Raw genomic sequence first — 18,585 nt, forward strand, 5'->3', positions numbered from 1 at the left:
CGGTACGAGACCCGCAGGCCCCGACCCCTCTGCGCCCCCAACCCCGGCCGAGCCACCCTCACTCTACCGGCCGGGGAATCGGGCGGTCAGTGCTCCGGGGTGGCGGTGACCAGTTCCGTCAGGACGCCGTGGCAGTCCTTGGGGTGCAGGAAGGTGATCCGGGAGTCCATGGACCCCCTGCGCGGCTCGTCGTAGAGGACGCGGACGCCCTTGCCGCGGATGGCCTCGGAGTCCGCGTCGACGTCGGCGGTGCCGAAGGCGATGTGGTGCACGCCCTCGCCGTTCTTGGCCAGCCACTTGCCGACCGCGGAGTCCTCGCGGGTGGGTTCCAGGAGCTGGATGTAGGAGGCGCCGCCGTCGGAGGTGCCGTTGATCTTCAGCATGGCCTCGCGGACACCCTGCTCCTCGTTGACCTCGGAGTGGAACACCTCGAATCCGTACGTGGCACGGTAGAACTCGACGGTCTTGTCCAGGTCGAAGCAGGCGATCCCGATGTGGTCGATTCTTGTCAGCATGGGACCAGTGCACTCCGGAGGAGGGCCGTCACGCAACGTGCCAGCGATCACACCCACTGCCCGGTGACGGGGCGGGTACCGCTCAGTACATTCGGGTAAACCCTCGTTCACTCCTCTCATCAAGGGGCTGTGCCTCATGTCCGGAACGAACAACACCACTTCAGTGATCGTCGCAGGGGCCCGCACGCCCATGGGGCGGCTGCTCGGCTCGCTGAAGTCCTTCTCGGGTGCCGACCTCGGTGGCTTCGCCATCAAGTCCGCGCTGGACCGGGCCGGAATCTCCGGTGACCAGGTGCAGTACGTGATCATGGGCCAGGTGCTCCAGGCGGGCGCGGGCCAGATCCCCGCGCGCCAGGCCGCGGTCAAGGCCGGCATCCCCATGAACGTGCCCGCGCTCACCATCAACAAGGTGTGCCTGTCGGGCCTGGACGCCATCGCGCTGGCCGACCAGCTGATCCGCGCCGGAGAGTTCGACATCGTGGTCGCGGGCGGCCAGGAGTCGATGACCAACGCCCCGCACCTGCTGCCGAAGTCCCGCGAGGGCTTCAAGTACGGCGCCATCGAAATGCTCGACGCGATGGCCTACGACGGTCTCACCGACGCCTTCGAGAACATCGCGATGGGCGAGTCCACGGAGAAGCACAACACCCGCCTCGGCATCGAGCGCGCCCCGCAGGACGCCTTCGCGGCCACCTCCCACCAGCGGGCCGCCGCCGCCCAGAAGAACGGGATCTTCGAGGCCGAGATCACCCCGGTCGAGATCCCGCAGCGCAAGGGCGACCCGGTCCTCTTCGCCCTGGACGAGGGCATCCGCGCGGAGACCACGGCGGAGTCCCTGGGCAAGCTGCGCCCCGCCTTCGCGAAGGACGGCACCATCACCGCCGGCACCTCCTCGCAGATCTCCGACGGCGCCGCCGCCGTGGTCGTGATGAGCAAGGCGAAGGCCGAGGAGCTCGGGCTGGAGTGGATCGCCGAGATCGGCGCCCACGGCAATGTGGCCGGACCCGACAACTCGCTCCAGTCGCAGCCCTCGAACGCGATCCAGCACGCCCTCAAGAAGGAGGGCCTGGAGGTCGCCGACCTCGACCTGATCGAGATCAACGAGGCGTTCGCGGCCGTCGCGGTGCAGTCAATGAAGGACCTCGGCGTGGACCCGGAACGGGTGAATGTCAACGGCGGCGCGATCGCCCTGGGCCACCCGATCGGCATGTCCGGCGCCCGTGTGGTGCTGCACCTGGCGCTGGAGCTCAAGCGGCGCGGCGGCGGGGTCGGCGCGGCCGCCCTCTGCGGCGGCGGCGGCCAGGGCGACGCGCTGATCGTGCGCGTGCCCGTTTCCGGTACCGGCTCGAAGGCGTAGGTGCTGATCGCATGACGACGGTGGACGTTCCCTCGCTGGTGGCCCAGGCCCGGGAGGGCAGGCCCCGGGCCGTGGCCCGGCTGATCTCCCTGGTCGAGGGGGCGTCCCCGCAGCTGCGCGAGGTGATGGCGGCCCTGGCCCCGCTCACGGGCGGCGCGTACGTGGTGGGTCTGACGGGCTCGCCCGGGGTGGGCAAGTCCACCTCGACCTCGGCGCTCGTATCGGCGTACCGGCGTGCGGGCAAGCGGGTCGGGGTGCTGGCCGTGGACCCCTCCTCGCCCTTCTCCGGCGGGGCGCTGCTCGGCGACCGGGTGCGGATGTCGGACCACGCCTCCGACCCGGGGGTCTACATCCGCTCGATGGCGACCCGGGGGCACCTGGGCGGCCTCGCGTGGTCCGCGCCGCAGGCGATCCGGGTGCTGGACGCGGCGGGCTGCGACGTGATCCTCGTGGAGACCGTCGGCGTGGGCCAGTCGGAGGTGGAGATCGCCTCCCAGGCGGACACCTCCGTGGTGCTGCTGGCCCCGGGCATGGGCGACGGGATCCAGGCCGCCAAGGCGGGCATCCTGGAGATCGGTGACGTGTACGTGGTCAACAAGGCCGACCGGGACGGCGCGGACGCCACGGCCCGTGAGCTGAACCACATGCTGGGCCTGGGGGAGTCCCGGGGCCCGGACAGCTGGCGGCCGCCGATCATCAAGACGGTGGCGGCCCGCGGCCAGGGCATCGACGAGGTCGTGGAGGCCCTGGAGAAGCACCGGGCGTGGATGGACGAGCACGGGGTGCTGGCGGAGCGGCGCACGGCGCGCGCCGCGCGCGAGATCGAGACGATCGCGATCACCGCGCTGCGGGCCCGGCTGGCCGACCTGCGCGGCGACGCCCGCCTCGACGCGCTGGCCGCGCGGGTGGCGGCGGGGGAGCTGGATCCGTACGCCGCCTCGGACACGCTGCTGGCGACGCTGACGGAGGCCTGATCCGGCGCTCTCCGGGCCGTTCCCCTGCGGGCCCCGCGGGTCGCACATAGACTGGCGAACGCCCGGAATGCCCCGACTCAGGGAGTGCGTCATGGCGAAGCGCGGCAACAAGAAGCGAGCCCGCAGGAAGAAGAAGGCGAATCACGGCAAGCGTCCCAACGCCTGACCGGACCGCCCGACCAGCGTGCGGAGAGCCGCGTCCCCGGAACACGGGGGGCGCGGCTCTCGCGTCGGGCGGCCGGGATGCGTCAGTTGTTGCCGCTGTCGTCGTTCTGGTTGTAGCCGTCGTTGGTCCCGCCGGAGTCCGAGTTCGACAGGGTGGCCTTGCCCGACGTGGGGTCGACGTGGACGTTCCGGGTGCCGCCGCCCGAGCCCTTGATCTCCACGTTCCAGTACGACGCCTGGCTGTTCCCGTTGTCGTTGTTGTCGTCGCTGTCCCAGCTCACCGACCAGACCTGGCCGGGATGGCCCGTGAGGGCGGCCTTCATCGCCTGGACGGCGGTGACCTTCGCGGCGATCAGGGGCTTGTACTCATTGCCGCTGTCGCTGTTGTCGTCCGTGTTCCGCTGGGTGACCTTGCCGCTGCCGGCGTCGATCTCCAGCTCCGCGTGGCGGCCGTTCTTGCCGATCACGCCGACGTGCCAGGTCGAGCCGTCCTTGTCGAGGGACTCGACGACGCCGGGGTAGTGCTTGAGCGCCGCGTCGGCCGCGGTCTGGGCCGATGTGTCGGCCGGTACCGCGGTGATCGCGGTACCGGATCTCGCCGCGTCGGCGGACGTCGAGGCGGCGGCGGCGACCGGACCGCCGGCCATCAGGACCACGGCCGCGGCGGACGAGACGAACAGATTGCGCTGCATGACTGACCTCCTTGCCGGAAAGACCCCCACACCATCCTGGGGGATACCGGCACGGACGGCGCGGCGGAGCCGCCCCCCGGCAGGGCCGCCGCGGTCCCGCTCAGGCCTTGCCGCGCTGGTCCCGCAGGTGGTCGGCGACGGGCCCCAGTGAGGCCCGCAGATCGGCCAGGCCCTGCGGGCTCAGCAGGTCGATGAAATGCTTGCGCACGGACGCGACGTGGTGCGGGGCGACCTTCCGCATCAGTTCCATGCCCGCCTCGGTCAGCACGGCGTACAGCCCGCGCCGGTCGGACTCGCAGTTGACGCGGATGACCAGCCCCGCGGCTTCCATGCGGGTGATCTGGTGCGAGAGCCTGCTCTTGGACTGGAGCGTCGAGGTGGCGAGGTCGCTCATCCGCATCCGCAGGTCCTCGGACTCCGAGAGGTTGACCAGGATCTCGTAGTCGTTGTTGGTGAGCCCGAAGGGCTGGAGATCCTTTTCCAGCTGGTGCATCAGCAGCCGGCTGACGTCCAGGTGGGTGCGCCAGGCGCACTGCTCGGCGTCGGTCAGCCAGGGGGTCCCCCCGGACGGACCCGGGGGGAGGGGCGCTGTCTCGGTCTCCATCGTCTCCATGAAAGAACTCTACCTAAGAAGTTGAATTGCGTATAAAAATGGGAGATACGCGGCCGGTCACAGGCCGAGGCGGCGCTGGAGATCACCCAGCTGCCCCGGCATCCGCGGCACACCCAGCTGTCCCAGCGGCCCCTGCGCCCCGTGCCCGGCGCCCGGGACGCCCGGCTCCGCGCCGACCACCCCCACCGCCTGCTCGGCCATCAGCAGCTCGGTGGACTGGAGCAGCACCGTGCCCGCCCCGACGAACTCGAACTGGTGCTCCTCGCCCGAGGTGCCGCCGATCCCGGTGAGCGAACGCAGCCCGCCCAGCACCCCGGTCATGTAACCGTGGTCGTAGTGGTGGCACGGCGAGGGGCAGTCCGCCCAGCCGACCAGCGCCTGCGGGTCCACCCGCAGCGGCGGCTCCATGAACACCACCGGCCCGTTGGACGCGGCCACGAACTTCCCGGTCCCGATCAGCGTCAGGAACCCCGGCACGATCGACTGCTTCAGGGCCAGCGTCGGCTGGTAGGCGAGCAGGTTGCCCGACCGGATCGTCAGGTTCCCGTTCTCCAGATCGAACGAGTTCACGTCGAAGGCCCGGTCGGCGAGCAGCATCTTGCCCTGCCCCTCGGCCACCACCCAGTCGCTCGCGTGCAGCGGCGAGTGGAAGCTCGTGCGCAGCAGCCGGTCGAAGCGGCCGTTGCCGATCCCGTTGAACTCGATCCGCCCGTAATAGGCGACCATCTTGCCCTTCTGCAGGAACCACTGGCTCCCCTTGAGCTCCACGCAGAAGGTGTAGGAGTTGACGTTGTCGTCGGACGGCAGGGTGTGCGGGTCGAAGACCGTCGGCCCGCCCGGGCCGCCCGGCACCGGTCCGTAGTTCACAGCTTGTCCTCCGAGGCCTGTACGTACACCGCGCCCTGCCCGGACAGCTCCAGCTGGAACGCCTCACCCGAACCGCGCCCCACCATGTCCCGCCAGCCGAGCGCGGTGGAGAGCTTGTTGCGCACGTCGCCGTGGTGGGCGACGTAGGCCTGCGGGTCCACGTGCACCGGGCGCTGCGGGCTGATCGGCAGCTCGATGACCCCGCCGTGCGCCATCACCGCGACCGCCCCGTGGCCCTTGAGGGTGGTGGTGAAGAGCCCCTGGCCGGTGACCTGGCCGCGCACCATTCCCATGACACCTCCCTGCGAGCCCATGAACATCGTGCCCTGCTGGAGGGTGCCGTCGAAGGCGAGCAGCCGGTCGGCCTCGACGTAGAGGGTCTCGCCGGTGAGATTGATGACCTGAATGTGATGGCCCCCGTGACCGAACATCACGGTCCCGCTGCCCTCGACCGTCATCAGCGGGGTCTGCTCGTTGGCGACCCGCCGGCCGATCATGCCCATGACGCCGCCCTGGCCGCCCGTGAGGTTCGGGGTGAAGGAGACCTCGCCGCGGTAGGCGAGCATCGCGCCGCGCTGGCTGTAGAGCTTCTGCCCGGGCGCGACCTGGGCTTCGATCATCTTCGAGTTGATCTCGCGGAACGGCATCAGAGGTCGCCCCCGATGGTGTTGCGCTCGCTGGGCTGCACGTAGACCAGGCCCTCGCCCTCGAAGCGGATCTGGAAGGACTCGCCCGAGCCCTCGCCGATCAGGGTGCGGAAGTTCACCCCGGACTGGAAGTGCTGCTGGAGGTCGCCGGTGTGCGCGATGTACGCGCCCGGGTCCACGGCGAGCGGGTACTGGCCGCTGACCCGCAGCACCACGGCCGGGCCGTCGGACATGATCGCCGCCTGCCCCGAGCCCTCGACGGTCGTGGTGAACAGGCCGTTGCCCGTCGCCCCGCCGCGCAGCCCGGTGAAGGTGGTGCCGGTGCGCAGACCGGCGTCGGCGCACAGGAGGTTGCTGGACTCGACGTAGAGCTTCTCGCCCCGGAGGTCGACCAGATTGATCTCACTCGCGCGGTCGGCGAAGAAGCAGGTGCCGTGTCCCTGCACCTCCATCACGGTCATCTGCTCACCGGTGAGCCGCCGCGTGACCATTCCGCGGAGGCCTTCGCCACCGCCGGTCATCTTCTTGAAGGCCATCTGGCCGTCGTACGCGACCATCGAGCCGTTCTTCGCTTTCACGGCGTCGCCGGTCAGGTCGACGGCGAGCACCTTGCTGCCTTGGAGTCGGAACTGAGCCACGGGAAGACGTTATCGGCAGCGGGCGGGTGCGAACAGAGCCCCATGGCCGATATCCGTCAAAGCCGGACCCGGAGAAAGATCACTCGGGGTGGCTGAGACACTGGAACGCACCCCCGGCCTCCATCCCGAAGGTTCCCTGTGGACATCAAGACCGCCTCCGCCCTGCACCGGCTGCGCCTCATCTCCGTACCCGAGGCGCTGTCGTTCCCGGCCCTGCTGATCTTCGGCTCGCTGCTGAGCCGGATCTCGGACATCGACTACCTGATGATGCCGCTGGGCATCCTGCACGGCATCCTCTTCGTGATCTACGCGGTCTTCCTGCTGGACGTGTGGAACAAGGCGAAGTGGCCGCTCAAGAAGGTCGCCCTGTTCTTCCTGTTCGCGCTGCTGCCCTTCGGCGGCCTCTTCGGCGACCGGATCCTCAAGCGGGACGAGGCCGACAGCGTGCTCGCCGCGCGGGCGCGCGAGGCGGCGCGCGCATGATCGTCGCGTTTTCCGTGACCCCGCTGGGAGTCGGTGAAGAGGTCGGCGAGTACGTCGCCGACGCGGTCCGCGTCGTGCGCGAATCCGGGCTGCCGAACCGCACCGACGCCATGTTCACCACCGTCGAGGGCGAGTGGGACCAGGTGATGGACGTCGTGAAGCGCGCGGTGGAGGCCGTCGAAGCGCGGGCGCCCCGGGTCTCCTTCATCCTCAAGGCCGATATCCGTCCCGGGGTCAGCGACGGCATGACCTCGAAGATCGAGACGGTGGAGCGGCACCTCGCCGAGGGCTGAGTCCCGCCGCGTGCCCGGGGCCGGTGGCCCCCCGGGGCGCGCGCTCGCCCGTACGGCCCTGCGGCCGGGAAGCGGGCAAGAACCGCTCGCTCGGCCGATTCCCGCTCGCCATGCCGGAGATTGTCCTTTTTCGTAGGGATATCAGTCTCAGGAACGAGCACAGGAGGGACCGTGCGGCCGGAAGGCTTCGACTACGAGACCCACAGCCGTCTCGCCGGTCCGTTCGCGGAGCCCGAACCCGGCCCGACCGGCGCCTACCGGGTGCGGTACCGCTCCCTGCTGGCGCGCGAGCCGCACCGAATACGGGCCGTCGCGCTCATGACGCTCGCGCCCGCGCTGTCCGCCGTGCTGCTCCTCTACCTCCTCTGGCCGACCCACCGGACCGTCCGCGAGGGCGGCGAGCGCTGGCTCGTCCGCCTCGACGCCGTGATGCTCGTGTCCATCGCGCTGATCATGTTCTTCATGCTGGTCAACGTGGTCGCCATCGCCCACGCCGCGATGGTCGCCCGCGACCCGGTCCCGGTGCCGGCCCGGCCCGGCACCCGGGTGGCGTTCCTGACCACCTACGTGCCCGGCAAGGAACCCCTGGCCATGGCCCGGGCCACCCTCCAGGGCGCGGTGCGCGTCCGGCACGACGGCCCGCTCGACATCTGGCTCCTCGACGAGGGTGACGACCCCGCCGCCAGGGAGCTGTGCGCGGAACTCGGCGTACGCCACTTCACCCGCAAGGGCATACCCGAGTGGAACACCCGCGAGGGCGCCCACCGGGCGAGGACCAAGCACGGCAACTACAACTCCTGGCTGGCCCGGCACGGCGGGGACTACGACTTCTTCGCCTCCGTCGATACTGACCACGTCCCGACGCCCAACTTCCTGGAGCGGATGCTCGGTTACTTCCGCGACCCGGACATCGCCTTCGTCGTCGGACCGCAGGTCTACGGGAACTACACCGGGTCCGTCACCAAGGCCGCCGAGTCCCAGCAGTACCTCTTCCACGCGCTGATCCAGCGCGCGGGCAACCGCTACGGCGCCCCCATGTTCGTCGGCACCAACAACGCCGTACGGATCACCGCCCTGCGCCAGGTCGGCGGGCTGTACGACTCCATCACCGAGGACATGGCCACCGGCTTCGAGCTGCACCGCCGCCGCAACCCCGCCACCGGGCGGTTCTGGCGTTCCGTCTACACCCCGGACGTCCTGGCCGTCGGCGAGGGCCCGGCCTCTTGGACCGACTTCTTCACCCAGCAGCTGCGCTGGTCGCGCGGGACCTACGAGACCCTCTTCCGGCAGTACTGGAAGAGCTTCTTCCGGATGCCCCCGGGGCGCTGGCTCAACTACACGCTGATGCTGCTCTACTACCCGATGACCGCCGTGAACTGGCTGCTCGGCGTCCTCAGCTGCGTCCTGTTCCTGTGGTTCGGCGCCTCCGGCACCCAGGTCTCCTCCGAGGTCTGGCTGATGCTCTACACCGACGCCGCCGCCCTCCAGGTCGGCCTCTACCTGTGGAACCGCCGCCACAACGTCTCGCCCCACGAACCCGAGGGCTCCGGCGGCCTGGCCGGGATGGCGATGTCCGCGATCTGCGCCCCCGTCTACCTGAAGTCCCTCTGCTCGGCGGTCCTGCGCACCCGGGGCCGCTTCGTCGTCACCCCCAAGGGTGGCGACGCCAGCCCGGACCGGCTGTCGACCTTCCGGATCCACCTCTTCTGGGCGCTCGTACTGATCGCCTCCCTCGCCGCCTCGGTCCGCTACGGCCACACCCACGCGGCGATGCGGACCTGGGCGGTGCTCGCCCTGTGCGTCACCTTCGCCCCGCTCGCCGTATGGAGCGCGGGCCTGCTGCGCGTGCGCCGCGAGCGGGCCCGCGCCGGGGCGGGGTCGCGCCGCCGGGCCGAGGACGCGGGCGCTGCGGCCGAGCCCGGGGAAGAACCGGAGCCCGCCTTCGCCACGACCACCGGAGGTAACTGACCCATGGCCTACCGCCCCTCGAAGAGGTTCAAGAAGACGGTCCTGGGCACGGGCGCGGCCTTCGTCCTGGTGGCGCTCAACGCCCCCGCCACCCTCTCCTTCGCCGGGGACACGTACCACGCGTACAAGATCTCCCAGTCCAGCTACAAGATCCAGTACGGCTCCTGGGACCTCATCGGCCTGCCCCGCCAGTACAGGATCAACGCGATGCACGCCGCGCTGCTGCGCACCGGCAAGGTGCTGCTGATCGCCGGATCCGGCAACAACCAGCGCAACTTCGACAAGGGCACCTTCGACACCGTCCTCTGGGACCCCTCGAACGACACCTTCAAGAAGATCCCCACCCCCGAGGACTTCTTCTGCTCCGGCCACGCCCAACTCCCCGACGGGCGGCTGCTGGTGGCGGGCGGAACCGCCCGCTACGAGGTGCTCGACGGCAAGGTCACCCGGGCGGGCGGCGGCATGCGGGTCAAGAACGAGAGCCCCGACCAGGCCGTCACCCTCAAGAAGGGCACCCGTTTCCGTTCCCCGTCCGGGGTCGAGTACGTCTCCCGCTTCGACGTCACCGTGCCGAAGGCGAAGCGCGAGTTCGAGGTCGGCTACGGGCAGGGCGGCCGGATGCGGCCCTGGCGCACCAAGATCACCGCCGCCGAGACGCGGGTCTTCGTGGAAGCCGTACGCGAGGGCCGCGAAGGACTCACCACCGAGGCCGCGCAGTACGAGGTCGTCGGCCTCAAGGGCAAGCGGGCCGACAACGTCTACGGACTCGCCGAGCGGCTCAGCACCGTCAAACAGGACTTCCAGGGGATCAAGTCGGCCTACGAGTTCGACCCCCGCGCCGAGAAGTACGTACCCGTCGACCCCATGAAGGACGCCCGCTGGTACCCGACTCTCGTCGGCCTCCAGGACGGCAGGGTGCTCGCCGTCTCCGGCCTCAACGACGTCGGCGACGTGGTCCCCGGAGACAACGAGGTCTACGACCCGCGGACGAAGAAGTGGGCCAAGGGTCCCTTCCACTACTTCCCCACCTACCCCGCCCTCTTCCTGACCCGGGGCGGCAAGCTCCTCTTCACCGGCTCCAACGCGGGCTACGGGCCCAAGGACAAGGGCCGCGCCCCCGGCCTGTGGGACCTGGCGAAGAACGAGTTCAAGAAGGTCGGCGGACTCACCGACCCCGACCAGCTGGAAACCTCCTCCTCCGTACTGCTGCCCCCCGCCCAGGACCAGAAGGTGATGGTGCTCGGCGGCGGCGGGGTGGGCGAGTCCAAGCTCTCCACCGGCCGCACCGCCGTGATCGACCTCAAGGAGGAGAACCCCGTCTTCCGCTCCACCGCCCGGCTGCCCCGGGGCACCCGCTACCTCAGCAGCGTCCTGCTCCCGGACGACTCGGTCTTCACCACCGGCGGCTCCACCGACTACCGGGGCCGGGGCGCCAGCGACATCCACAAGGCGCAGTTCTACTACCCGCGCACCGACACCTTCGTCGCCGCCGCCGACCCCGCCGTCGGCCGGAACTACCACTCCGAGGCGCTGCTGCTGCCCGACGGACGGGTGGCCACCTTCGGCTCCGACCCGCTCTTCGCGGACAAGGACAACACCAGGCTCGGCACGTTCGAACACCGGCTGGAGGTCTACAGCCCGCCCTACCTCCACCGGGACCCGGCGCTGCGGCCCGCCCTCGGCGCGGGGCCGGCGCAGGTCGCACCCGGAGGCCGGGCCACCTTCGGGGCGGCGGACCCGGGGCGGATCGTACGGGCCCGGCTGATGCGGCCCAGCGCGGTCACCCACTCCACCGACGTGGAGCAGCGCTCCGTCGAACTCGGCCTGAGCCGGACGAAGGACGCGGTCACCGTCGAGGTGCCGGGCGACCCCACGCTCGTACCGCCCGGCTGGTACATGCTGTTCGTGACCGACGCCGACGGGACCCCGTCGGTGGCCAAGTGGATCCAGGTCCAGGCGCCGAGTACGGCGACGCCCTCGACCGCGGAGTGAGCCCGGGCCCGGCCGCGGCTACTCCTTCGCGCGCCGGGCCAGCCCGAGGGCGTAGTCCGGCCACCAGCGGCCCGCCTCCGGGCCGCCCCGGCAGGGGCCGTCGGACTCCCCGGGCCGCTTGATCCACAGGTACGCGTCGATCAGCGGATCCCCGGTACGGTCGGTGGGCCGCGCGCCCAGCGCCCGGCCCGGGGGATTGCACCAGGCCTGCGGCCGGTTGCCGGGCAGCGGGCCGTCGCCGTTGCGGCTGGTGTCGTAGACGAAGTGCTTGCCCCTGGTGCCCTTGGACAGGGCGGCGCCGTACGACCGCCCCACCGCGTCCGGCTGGAAGTTGGACACATTGAGCGAGAAGCCGTCGGCGCGGTCGATGCCGGCCTTGTAGAGCGGCTCGACCAGTTTCATCGGATCCGGGATCCAGGCCGGATTGCCCGCGTCCAGATAGACCTTCGTGTTCTTGTTCCGCTTCAGCCGGTCGATGGCCTCCGACAGCAGCCGGTAGCGCTCGTCGTGGTGGTCGGCCTGGGTGCAGCCGTCCACGATGTGCGGGACGGCGTCCGGCTCCAGGATGACGATGGCCCTCGCGTCGCCGATGTTGTCGGCGAAGGCGCCGATCCAGCCGCGGTAGGCCGTCGCGTCCGGCGCCCCGCCCGCCGAGTGCTGGCCGCAGTCGCGGTACGGGATGTTGTAGGCCGTCAGGACCACCGTCCGCTTCGTCGCGCGGGCCCCGTCCACCGCCCGCCGGATCTCCGGACCCGGATCGTCCCCGGGCCCCCACAGCGCCATCGGCTGGTCCGAGATCCTGCGCAGCGCCTGGGCGTCGCTGTTGCGGCCCTGCGCCTCCCAGGCGGTGACCTGGCGGGCCGCGTCGCTGCGCGGATCCACCCAGAACGGCGAACCGGCGGCCTCCGCGTCGGCGGGGGCGGCCGCCTGGGTCCGGGCGGGCACGGTGTCCGACTCGGCCGAGGAGCAGGCGGCGGTGACCGCCAGCGGCAGCAGGGCGAGGGTGGTCAGGGTGGTGATGCGGCTGCGGCCTGGCATCCGGATTCCTCGGGACGGCGGGGCGGGCGGCGGACCGGGACATCGTGACATGACGGACAGTAGCCGGGGGTTCACGACACCGCCGGGGGCGCCCCCGTGGCCAGCGCGATCCCCAGCGGGGTGCGTTCGTAGAACACCTGGTGGCGGTGGCGGCGCGCTTCCAGCAGGCCCGCACCGCGCAAGGCCTTCAGGTGCGCCGACACGGAGGACGGCGCCAGGCCCAGCCGGTGGGCCAGCGCGGACGTCGTCGCCGGTTCGCGCAGCGCGCACAGTACGTCGGCCCGCGCCCGCCCCAGCAGCCGGGCCAGGGCCACCGGGGTCTCCTCCGCCGCCCGCGACCACAGCGCGCCGATCCCGCGCACCGGATAGATCACGGTCGGCTGCCAGGGGGCGTCGAAACCGCCGACCACCTCGGGCCAGACGAAGGCGCTCGGCATCAGCACCAGGCCCTGGCCGCCGAGGACGCGGTCGTGGTGGGAGCGGCGGGCGAGGGTGAGCGTGCCGTCGGACCAGCGGAGGTCCGGGTGCAGCCCGTCGAACAGCTCGGCCAGGCCGCCCGCGGCGAGGCGGCGCGAGTGGAAGAGGACGTCGGCCTCCAGGATGGCCCGCAGCCGGGGCCAGTGCGGGGCGACCAGAGCGTGCCAGGCCTGCTCGATGAGGTCGGCCAGCACCTGGACGGCGCGCTCGGGGTCGGCCAGCAGGGCCCGGCCGGTCTCGCTCTCCAGCGCGCCGGGGGTGCAGGCGAGGGAGGTGCGGATCTCCTCCCGGGCCGCGAGCGGATCCGCCGCGCGGACCCGGGCCAGCTCCTCCTCGAAGGTGACGGCGGGGCCGCGGGGGGCGGGGCTGAGGAAGTCCGGGTTGTGGCCGCGGCGGGGCATGAGCAGCCACAGGGGGCGCAGGTCGAGGTGGGCGGCGGCGTCGCGGATGCCGTGCAGCCAGGGCAGGTGGTAGCCCTGCCGGGCGGGCAGCTTGAGCGTACGGACGGCCTCGGCCGTCTCCCAGCGCGGCGAGATCGCGAACCGGCACCGCAACAGATCGGCGGGCCCGAACCGGTAGTGAAACGCCATGCGTCTCCCTGTCTCCTTCCGTACACCCCCTCCGGGGGCACCCCCTGCCCCGCCCGGGGGCGCGGTGCCGCGCGGCGGCAATCTCAGCCCCGCCGGCGTTTGAGGCGCCCCCGGAGGGCGGGGCGGCCTGCACCCGGCTACGGAGCCGGTGCCGCCGGGCGCCGCCCGGGCCCGCGCCTCAATCGCCGGCGGGGCTTGGGGTGGCCGCCCGGGTCCGCGCCCCAACGCCGGCGGGGCTGAAGACGGCCGCCCCCGGGGGGCGCCCCGGGAGATTCGGGTGGGGGCGAATCACTGGGGGGAACAGCGTAGCCCCGGCACGCTGCGACGCATGGCCTCCGCACTCCCCGCCCCCACCCCCGGCTACTCCGCCGCCTTCCGCGTCCGCGAGTTCCGGCCCGTCTTCGCCGCCCACCTCATGTCCGTCCTCGGCCTCGTCGTCGCCGAGATCTCGCTCACCGTCCTCGTCTTCCGCACCACCGGATCCCCCCTCCTCAGCGCGCTCACCTTCGCCCTCGGCTTCCTGCCCTACGTCCTCGGCGGCACCCTCCTCGCCGGGCTCGCCGACCGCAGGCCCGCCCGCCGGGTGCTCGTCGCGTGCGACCTCGTCTGCGCCGCCTGCGCCGCCGCGATGGTGCTGCCGGGGACCCCGCTCGCCGCGCTGTTCGTGCTGCGCTGCGCCATGGCCTTCGTCGCCCCCCTTTTCCAGGGCACCCGCAACGCCTCCCTCGCCGACATCCTCGGCGACGGCGACGCCTTCGTCCTCGGCCGTTCCCTGCTGCGGATGGTGGCCCAGAGCGCCCAGCTCATCGGCTTCGGCGTCGGCGGGATCCTGCTCACCGCCGTCTCCCCGCGCGGCGCGATAGCGATCACGGCCGTCACCTTCGTCGGCTCGGCCCTGCTGCTGCGCTTCGGCACCCGCGCCCGCCCGGCCCGGGCCGCGGGGGCCGCCCGTACCTCCCCGCCGGCCGCCGTACGCGCCGTCTTCGGCGAGCGCAGGCTCCGTGCGATCACCCTGATGTTCTGGCTGCCGCCGCTGTTCGTCGTCGTACCGGAGGCCCTGATGGCGCCGTACGCCGATCACATCGGGGCGAGCACCGCCGTGGTCGGCCTCCTCATGTGCGCCATGCCCGTCGGCACCATCGTCGGCGAACTGTGGGCGGGCTCCGCCCTCGGCCCCGCCACCCGCTCCCGCATCGTGGCCCCGCTGGCCGCCGTCGGTCTGCTCCCGCTGCTCGGGTACGCCGTCCAGCCCGGGGTGGCCCTCCTGCTGGGCCTGCTGGTGGCCGTCGGGCTGGCCAACGCCTACACCCTGGGCCTCGACCAGTGGTACGTGGACGCGGTCCCCGACGAGCTGCGCGGCCGGGCCATGACCCTGCTGAGCACCGGCCTGATGACCCTCCAGGGCGTCGGCATGGCCCTCGCCGGGCTCGCGGCCGAGTTCCTGCCGGTCCACGGGGTGGTCACCGCGTCGGGAGTGATCGGCACGGGCTGCGTGCTGTACCTCCTGACGGAGCTGCGCGCGACCGCCCCGCGGAGCGTCCGGGAGCCGGAGGAACCGAAGAGTGAGACGGCCCCCGCCGTCAAATGACCGGCGGGTAGGGTCTGGTCCGTGCCCAAGCCGCTCAGTCTCCCCTTCGACCCCATCGCGCGCGCCGACGAACTCTGGCAGCGGCGCTGGGGACCGGTGCCCTCGATGGCCGCGATCACCTCGATCATGCGGGCGCACCAGATCCTGCTCGGCGAGGTCGACGCGGTGGTGAAGCCGTACGGGCTGACCTTCGCGCGCTACGAGGCGCTGGTCCTGCTGACCTTCTCCAAGGCCGGTGAGCTGCCGATGTCGAAGATCGGCGAGCGGCTGATGGTGCACCCGACGTCGGTGACGAACACCGTGGACCGCCTGGTCCGCTCCGGTCTGGTCGACAAGCGCCCCAACCCGAACGACGGCCGCGGCACGCTCGCCTCGATCACCGAGAAGGGGCGCGAGGTCGTCGAGGCGGCGACCCGGGACCTGATGACGGCGGAGTTCGGCCTGGGCGCCTACGACGCGGAGGAGTGCGCGGAGATCTTCGCGATGCTCCGCCCCCTGCGTGTGGCCGCCGCCGACTTCGACGAGAAGTAGGCCGGGCGTCGGGTCGGCGCGCTGCTCCCCGCCGCTGCGGGGGCGACCCCAAGAGGCTGCTCACCCGGTGCCGGGCGCTGGGCCGCTCCCCGCGTCCGCGGGGATTATTCGGGCGGTTACGCTCGTATCCATGAAACGAAGCGTGCTGACCCGCTACCGGGTGATGGCCTTTGCCACCGCAGTGATGCTGCTGGTGCTGTGCACCTGCATGATTTTCAAGTACGGCTTCGACAAGGGCGCGGACCTGACCTTCGTGGTCTCCCAGGCCCACGGCGTGCTCTTCATGATCTACCTGGTCTTCGCCTTCGACCTCGGCTCCAAGGCCAAGTGGCCCTTCGGAAAGCTGCTGTGGGTCATGCTCTCCGGCACCATCCCGCTCGCCGCGTTCTTCGTCGAGCGCAAGGTCCGCGCCGAGATCGAGCCCCTGGTCACCGGCGCCCCCGTGGCCGCCACCGCCAAGGCCTGAGCACCGCGCTCCAGAACTGGAGCCGCGCTCGAAGAACCCCACCCCGGGACGACTTCCCGGGGTTGGCCATCGACATTTACTAGGACGTCCTAGTAAATTCGACGCATGGACGCCAACGCCATCGAGCAAGGCCGCCTTCGCTGGCAGGCCCGTTACGACAAGGCCCGCAAGCGCGAGGCCGACTTCACCACGCTCTCCGGCGACGATGTCGAACCGGTGTACGGGCCCCGCCCCGGCGACACCTACGAGGGATTCGAGCGCATCGGCTGGCCCGGGGAGTACCCCTACACCCGGGGCCTGCACGCCACCGGCTACCGAGGCCGGACCTGGACGATCCGGCAGTTCGCCGGGTTCGGCAACGCCGAGCAGACCAACGAGCGCTACAAGATGATCCTGGCCGCGGGCGGCGGCGGCCTCTCGGTCGCCTTCGACATGCCCACCCTGATGGGCCGCGACTCCGACGACGCGCGCGCCCTCGGCGAGGTCGGGCACTGCGGGGTCGCCATCGACTCCGCCGCCGACATGGAGGTCCTCTTCAAGGACATTCCGCTCGGCGACGTCACCACCTCGATGACCATCAGCGGGCCCGCCGTGCCCGCCTTCTGCATGTACCTGGTCGCCGCCGAGCGCCAGGGCGTCGATCCGGCCGTGCTCAACGGCACGCTGCAGACCGACATCTTCAAGGAGTACATCGCCCAGAAGGAGTGGCTCTTCGAGCCCGAGCCGCACCTGCGCCTCATCGGTGACCTCATGGAGTACTGCGCCGAGGGCATCCCCGCCTACAAGCCGCTCTCCGTCTCCGGCTACCACATCCGCGAGGCCGGGGCGACGGCCGCGCAGGAGCTGGCGTACACCCTCGCCGACGGCTTCGGCTACGTCGAGCTCGGCCTCTCGCGCGGCATGGACGTGGACGTCTTCGCGCCCGGCCTGTCCTTCTTCTTCGACGCGCACCTCGACTTCTTCGAGGAGATCGCCAAATTCCGCGCCGCCCGCCGGATCTGGGCGCGCTGGATGAAGGAGGTGTACGGCGCGAAGTCCGACAAGTCGATGTGGCTGCGCTTCCACACCCAGACGGCCGGGGTCTCCCTGACCGCCCAGCAGCCGTACAACAACGTGGTGCGCACCGCCGTGGAGGCCCTCGCGGCGGTCCTCGGGGGCACCAACTCCCTGCACACCAACGCCCTCGACGAGACCCTCGCGCTGCCGAGCGAGCAGGCCGCCGAGATCGCGCTGCGCACGCAGCAGGTGCTGATGGAGGAGACCGGGGTGGCCAATGTGGCCGACCCGCTCGGCGGTGCCTGGTACGTCGAGCAGCTCACCGACCGGATCGAGGCCGAGGCCGAGAAGATCTTCGACCAGATCAAGGAGCGCGGGCTGCGGGCCCACCCGAACGGGCAGCACCCGATCGGGCCGGTCACGTCCGGGATCCTGCGCGGCATCGAGGACGGCTGGTTCACCGGGGAGATCGCCGAGTCGGCCTTCCAGTACCAGCGCTCGCTGGAGAAGGGCGACAAGCGGGTCGTCGGCGTCAATGTGCACCACGGCTCCGTCACCGGCGATCTGGAGATCATGCGGGTCAGCCACGAGGTGGAGACGGTCCAGGTCCGCGAACTGGCGGAGCGCAAGGGCCGCCGCGACGACGCGAAGGTACGGGCCGGGCTCGACGCGATGCTCGCGGCGGCGCGGGACGGGTCGAACATGGTCCCGGCCATGCTGGACGCCGTACGGGCCGAGGCGACGCTCGGCGAGATCTGCAACGTCCTGCGGGACGAGTGGGGCACGTACACGGAGCCGCCCGGCTTCTGACCGCACCGCACCGCTCAGCACAGCACGGGAGGGCCGGTCGACGGCGTGGCTACGGGCCGCCGGCCGGCCCTTCGGCGTTCCCGGCCGCCCGCGCCGCCGACGGCGGGGTCAGGGCGTCGCGGTCCCGGCGGCGCCCAGCAGGCCGTGCATCAGCAGGGCGCTGAAGGAGGCCGCCCAGACCTCGTCCACCGGCTCCGCGCTGACCAGGGCGCGGTGCACGACGGTGCCCGCGATGACGTCGAAGATCAGGTCAGTGGTGTGCCCGGCGGCGTGCGGGTCCTCCTCGTACGGAAGTTCCCCGCGGGCCTGGGCGCGGGCCCGGCCCAGTACGACGAGACGTTTCTGCCGGTCCACGATGGCCGACCGGATCCGGTCACGCAGCGCCTCGTCCCGGGTGGACTCGGCGACCACCGCCATGAGGGCCGTACGGGCCTCCGGACGCCGCAGCAGCTCCGCGAAGCTGAGGACGACGTACTCGATGTCGGCCTGGAGCGAGCCGCGGTCGGGGAGTTCGAGGGCGTCGAAGAGTTCCGCGACCGCGTCCACGACCAGTTCGTTCTTGCCCGCCCAGCGGCGGTAGAGGGTGGTCTTGGCGACCCCCGCGCGGGCCGAGACGTCGCCCATCGTGAGCTTCGACCAGCCCAGTTCCACCAGCGCGTCCCGGGTGGCGGCGAGGATCGCGGCGTCCGCCGCGGCGCTGCGGGGGCGGCCGGTGCGGCCTGGGCCGGAGACGGGGTTGCGCATGGACGGTGACCATACCGGTCAGTAGGGGAACCGCGACGGCCCCTCGCGGTGTGGTTCAGATCACGGGGCGGGAGGGGGCGTGGGGAGTTACGCTACGGCTCGTAGCGTAAGAGCGACAACCACGCGAAGCTACGGCGCCAG

General features: G+C 71.4%; 20 protein-coding genes. 11 read left to right on the plus strand and 9 right to left on the minus strand.

Annotation, left to right across the window (positions count from 1 at the left end; genetic code table 11):
- Positions 1-86: 86 nt before the first annotated feature.
- Positions 87-515, minus strand: coding sequence for a methylmalonyl-CoA epimerase (gene mce / locus QMF80_RS00795; RefSeq protein ID WP_283448596.1), 429 nt, complete (start codon positions 513-515; stop codon positions 87-89).
- 136 nt (positions 516-651) lie between these two features.
- On the opposite strand from mce, the gene QMF80_RS00800 reads away from it, so the two are divergent.
- The 3 genes from QMF80_RS00800 to QMF80_RS38205 all read left to right on the plus strand — a co-directional run bounded on the left by QMF80_RS00800 (position 652) and on the right by QMF80_RS38205 (position 3,012).
- Positions 652-1,872 (plus strand): acetyl-CoA C-acetyltransferase, encoded by a 1,221-nt coding sequence (locus tag QMF80_RS00800; RefSeq protein ID WP_283448598.1) that lies wholly within the window; start codon positions 652-654, stop codon positions 1,870-1,872.
- Between the two features lie 11 nt (positions 1,873-1,883).
- Positions 1,884-2,846, plus strand: a complete 963-nt coding sequence (meaB, locus tag QMF80_RS00805) for a methylmalonyl Co-A mutase-associated GTPase MeaB (RefSeq protein WP_283448600.1) — start codon at positions 1,884-1,886, stop codon at positions 2,844-2,846.
- 91 nt (positions 2,847-2,937) lie between these two features.
- Positions 2,938-3,012, plus strand: coding sequence for a 50S ribosomal protein bL37 (locus tag QMF80_RS38205; protein WP_107089157.1), 75 nt, complete (start codon positions 2,938-2,940; stop codon positions 3,010-3,012).
- 82 nt (positions 3,013-3,094) lie between these two features.
- Here the strand turns inward: QMF80_RS38205 and QMF80_RS00810 are convergent, their stop codons facing one another.
- The 5 genes from QMF80_RS00810 to QMF80_RS00830 form a co-directional block, all read right to left on the minus strand.
- Complete coding sequence (locus tag QMF80_RS00810) at positions 3,095-3,703, minus strand: PepSY domain-containing protein (RefSeq protein ID WP_283448601.1); 609 nt, start codon at positions 3,701-3,703, stop codon at positions 3,095-3,097.
- Between the two features lie 100 nt (positions 3,704-3,803).
- The gene (locus tag QMF80_RS00815; RefSeq protein ID WP_283448822.1) at positions 3,804-4,307 is read right to left on the minus strand and encodes a MarR family winged helix-turn-helix transcriptional regulator; all 504 of its coding nucleotides are present in this window, start codon (positions 4,305-4,307) and stop codon (positions 3,804-3,806) included.
- Positions 4,308-4,373: 66 nt separating this feature from the next.
- A complete protein-coding gene (locus QMF80_RS00820; protein WP_283448823.1) occupies positions 4,374-5,168 on the minus strand; it encodes an AIM24 family protein in 795 nt (264 codons plus the stop codon).
- Between the two features lie 11 nt (positions 5,169-5,179).
- Positions 5,180-5,830, minus strand: coding sequence for an AIM24 family protein (locus tag QMF80_RS00825; RefSeq protein ID WP_283448602.1), 651 nt, complete (start codon positions 5,828-5,830; stop codon positions 5,180-5,182).
- A complete protein-coding gene (locus tag QMF80_RS00830) occupies positions 5,830-6,468 on the minus strand; it encodes an AIM24 family protein (RefSeq protein ID WP_283448603.1) in 639 nt (212 codons plus the stop codon). The genes QMF80_RS00825 and QMF80_RS00830 overlap by 1 nt, the downstream gene beginning before the upstream one ends.
- A gap of 138 nt (positions 6,469-6,606) precedes the next feature.
- Between QMF80_RS00830 and QMF80_RS00835 the strand changes: the two genes are divergently transcribed.
- The 4 genes from QMF80_RS00835 (at position 6,607) to glxA (ending at position 11,204) form a co-directional block, all read left to right on the plus strand.
- Entirely contained in the window at positions 6,607-6,951 is a 345-nt protein-coding gene (locus QMF80_RS00835; RefSeq protein WP_283448605.1) for a DUF3817 domain-containing protein, read from the plus strand.
- The gene (locus tag QMF80_RS00840; protein WP_283448607.1) at positions 6,948-7,244 is read left to right on the plus strand and encodes an MTH1187 family thiamine-binding protein; all 297 of its coding nucleotides are present in this window, start codon (positions 6,948-6,950) and stop codon (positions 7,242-7,244) included. The genes QMF80_RS00835 and QMF80_RS00840 overlap by 4 nt, the downstream gene beginning before the upstream one ends.
- Positions 7,245-7,415: 171 nt before the next feature.
- Positions 7,416-9,212, plus strand: coding sequence for a glycosyltransferase family 2 protein (locus QMF80_RS00845; protein ID WP_283448609.1), 1,797 nt, complete (start codon positions 7,416-7,418; stop codon positions 9,210-9,212).
- Positions 9,213-9,215: 3 nt separating this feature from the next.
- Positions 9,216-11,204: a radical copper oxidase GlxA gene (gene glxA / locus QMF80_RS00850; protein WP_283448611.1), complete on the plus strand. Its 1,989-nt coding sequence runs from the start codon at positions 9,216-9,218 to the stop codon at positions 11,202-11,204.
- An 18-nt stretch (positions 11,205-11,222) separates the two neighbouring features.
- Here the strand turns inward: glxA and QMF80_RS00855 are convergent, their stop codons facing one another.
- Together QMF80_RS00855 and QMF80_RS00860 are read right to left on the minus strand one after the other, a co-directional pair.
- Positions 11,223-12,242, minus strand: a complete 1,020-nt coding sequence (locus tag QMF80_RS00855) for a glycoside hydrolase family 6 protein (RefSeq protein WP_283448612.1) — start codon at positions 12,240-12,242, stop codon at positions 11,223-11,225.
- Positions 12,243-12,313: 71 nt separating this feature from the next.
- Positions 12,314-13,309: an ArsR/SmtB family transcription factor gene (locus tag QMF80_RS00860; protein ID WP_283448614.1), complete on the minus strand. Its 996-nt coding sequence runs from the start codon at positions 13,307-13,309 to the stop codon at positions 12,314-12,316.
- 328 nt (positions 13,310-13,637) lie between these two features.
- Here QMF80_RS00860 and QMF80_RS00865 point away from each other — a divergent pair, with 328 nt between their 5' ends.
- The 4 genes from QMF80_RS00865 (at position 13,638) to icmA (ending at position 17,700) form a co-directional block, all read left to right on the plus strand.
- Positions 13,638-14,897, plus strand: a complete 1,260-nt coding sequence (locus QMF80_RS00865; RefSeq protein ID WP_283448616.1) for an MFS transporter — start codon at positions 13,638-13,640, stop codon at positions 14,895-14,897.
- 21 nt (positions 14,898-14,918) lie between these two features.
- A complete protein-coding gene (locus QMF80_RS00870) occupies positions 14,919-15,428 on the plus strand; it encodes a MarR family winged helix-turn-helix transcriptional regulator (protein ID WP_283448618.1) in 510 nt (169 codons plus the stop codon).
- A 130-nt stretch (positions 15,429-15,558) separates the two neighbouring features.
- A complete protein-coding gene (locus tag QMF80_RS00875; RefSeq protein WP_283448620.1) occupies positions 15,559-15,894 on the plus strand; it encodes a DUF3817 domain-containing protein in 336 nt (111 codons plus the stop codon).
- A gap of 105 nt (positions 15,895-15,999) precedes the next feature.
- On the plus strand, positions 16,000-17,700 hold the full coding sequence (gene icmA / locus QMF80_RS00880) for a coenzyme B12-dependent isobutyryl-CoA mutase large subunit (RefSeq protein WP_283448622.1): 1,701 nt from the start codon (positions 16,000-16,002) through the stop codon (positions 17,698-17,700).
- Positions 17,701-17,808: 108 nt separating this feature from the next.
- Here icmA and QMF80_RS00885 read toward each other — a convergent pair whose 3' ends face one another.
- Entirely contained in the window at positions 17,809-18,444 is a 636-nt protein-coding gene (locus tag QMF80_RS00885) for a TetR/AcrR family transcriptional regulator (protein ID WP_283448624.1), read from the minus strand.
- Positions 18,445-18,585 lie beyond the last annotated feature (141 nt).

This window comes from Streptomyces sp. G-G2 (assembly GCF_030063135.1).
GTDB lineage: Bacteria > Actinomycetota > Actinomycetes > Streptomycetales > Streptomycetaceae > Streptomyces.

What these genes read in the sequence shown, in the direction of transcription:
- QMF80_RS00865 (WP_283448616.1), top strand. Translation starts at nt 13,638, where the DNA reads ATGGCCTCCGCACTCCCCGCCCCCACCCCCGGCTACTCCGCCGCCTTC.
- QMF80_RS00840 (WP_283448607.1), top strand. Translation starts at nt 6,948, where the DNA reads ATGATCGTCGCGTTTTCCGTGACCCCGCTGGGAGTCGGTGAAGAGGTC.
- glxA (WP_283448611.1), top strand. Translation starts at nt 9,216, where the DNA reads ATGGCCTACCGCCCCTCGAAGAGGTTCAAGAAGACGGTCCTGGGCACG.
- QMF80_RS00885 (WP_283448624.1), bottom strand. Translation starts at nt 18,444, where the DNA reads ATGCGCAACCCCGTCTCCGGCCCAGGCCGCACCGGCCGCCCCCGCAGC.
- QMF80_RS00800 (WP_283448598.1), top strand. Translation starts at nt 652, where the DNA reads ATGTCCGGAACGAACAACACCACTTCAGTGATCGTCGCAGGGGCCCGC.
- QMF80_RS00875 (WP_283448620.1), top strand. Translation starts at nt 15,559, where the DNA reads ATGAAACGAAGCGTGCTGACCCGCTACCGGGTGATGGCCTTTGCCACC.
- QMF80_RS00810 (WP_283448601.1), bottom strand. Translation starts at nt 3,703, where the DNA reads ATGCAGCGCAATCTGTTCGTCTCGTCCGCCGCGGCCGTGGTCCTGATG.
- QMF80_RS00855 (WP_283448612.1), bottom strand. Translation starts at nt 12,242, where the DNA reads ATGCCAGGCCGCAGCCGCATCACCACCCTGACCACCCTCGCCCTGCTG.
- icmA (WP_283448622.1), top strand. Translation starts at nt 16,000, where the DNA reads ATGGACGCCAACGCCATCGAGCAAGGCCGCCTTCGCTGGCAGGCCCGT.
- meaB (WP_283448600.1), top strand. Translation starts at nt 1,884, where the DNA reads ATGACGACGGTGGACGTTCCCTCGCTGGTGGCCCAGGCCCGGGAGGGC.
- QMF80_RS00860 (WP_283448614.1), bottom strand. Translation starts at nt 13,309, where the DNA reads ATGGCGTTTCACTACCGGTTCGGGCCCGCCGATCTGTTGCGGTGCCGG.
- mce (WP_283448596.1), bottom strand. Translation starts at nt 515, where the DNA reads ATGCTGACAAGAATCGACCACATCGGGATCGCCTGCTTCGACCTGGAC.
- QMF80_RS00815 (WP_283448822.1), bottom strand. Translation starts at nt 4,307, where the DNA reads ATGGAGACCGAGACAGCGCCCCTCCCCCCGGGTCCGTCCGGGGGGACC.
- QMF80_RS00825 (WP_283448602.1), bottom strand. Translation starts at nt 5,830, where the DNA reads ATGCCGTTCCGCGAGATCAACTCGAAGATGATCGAAGCCCAGGTCGCG.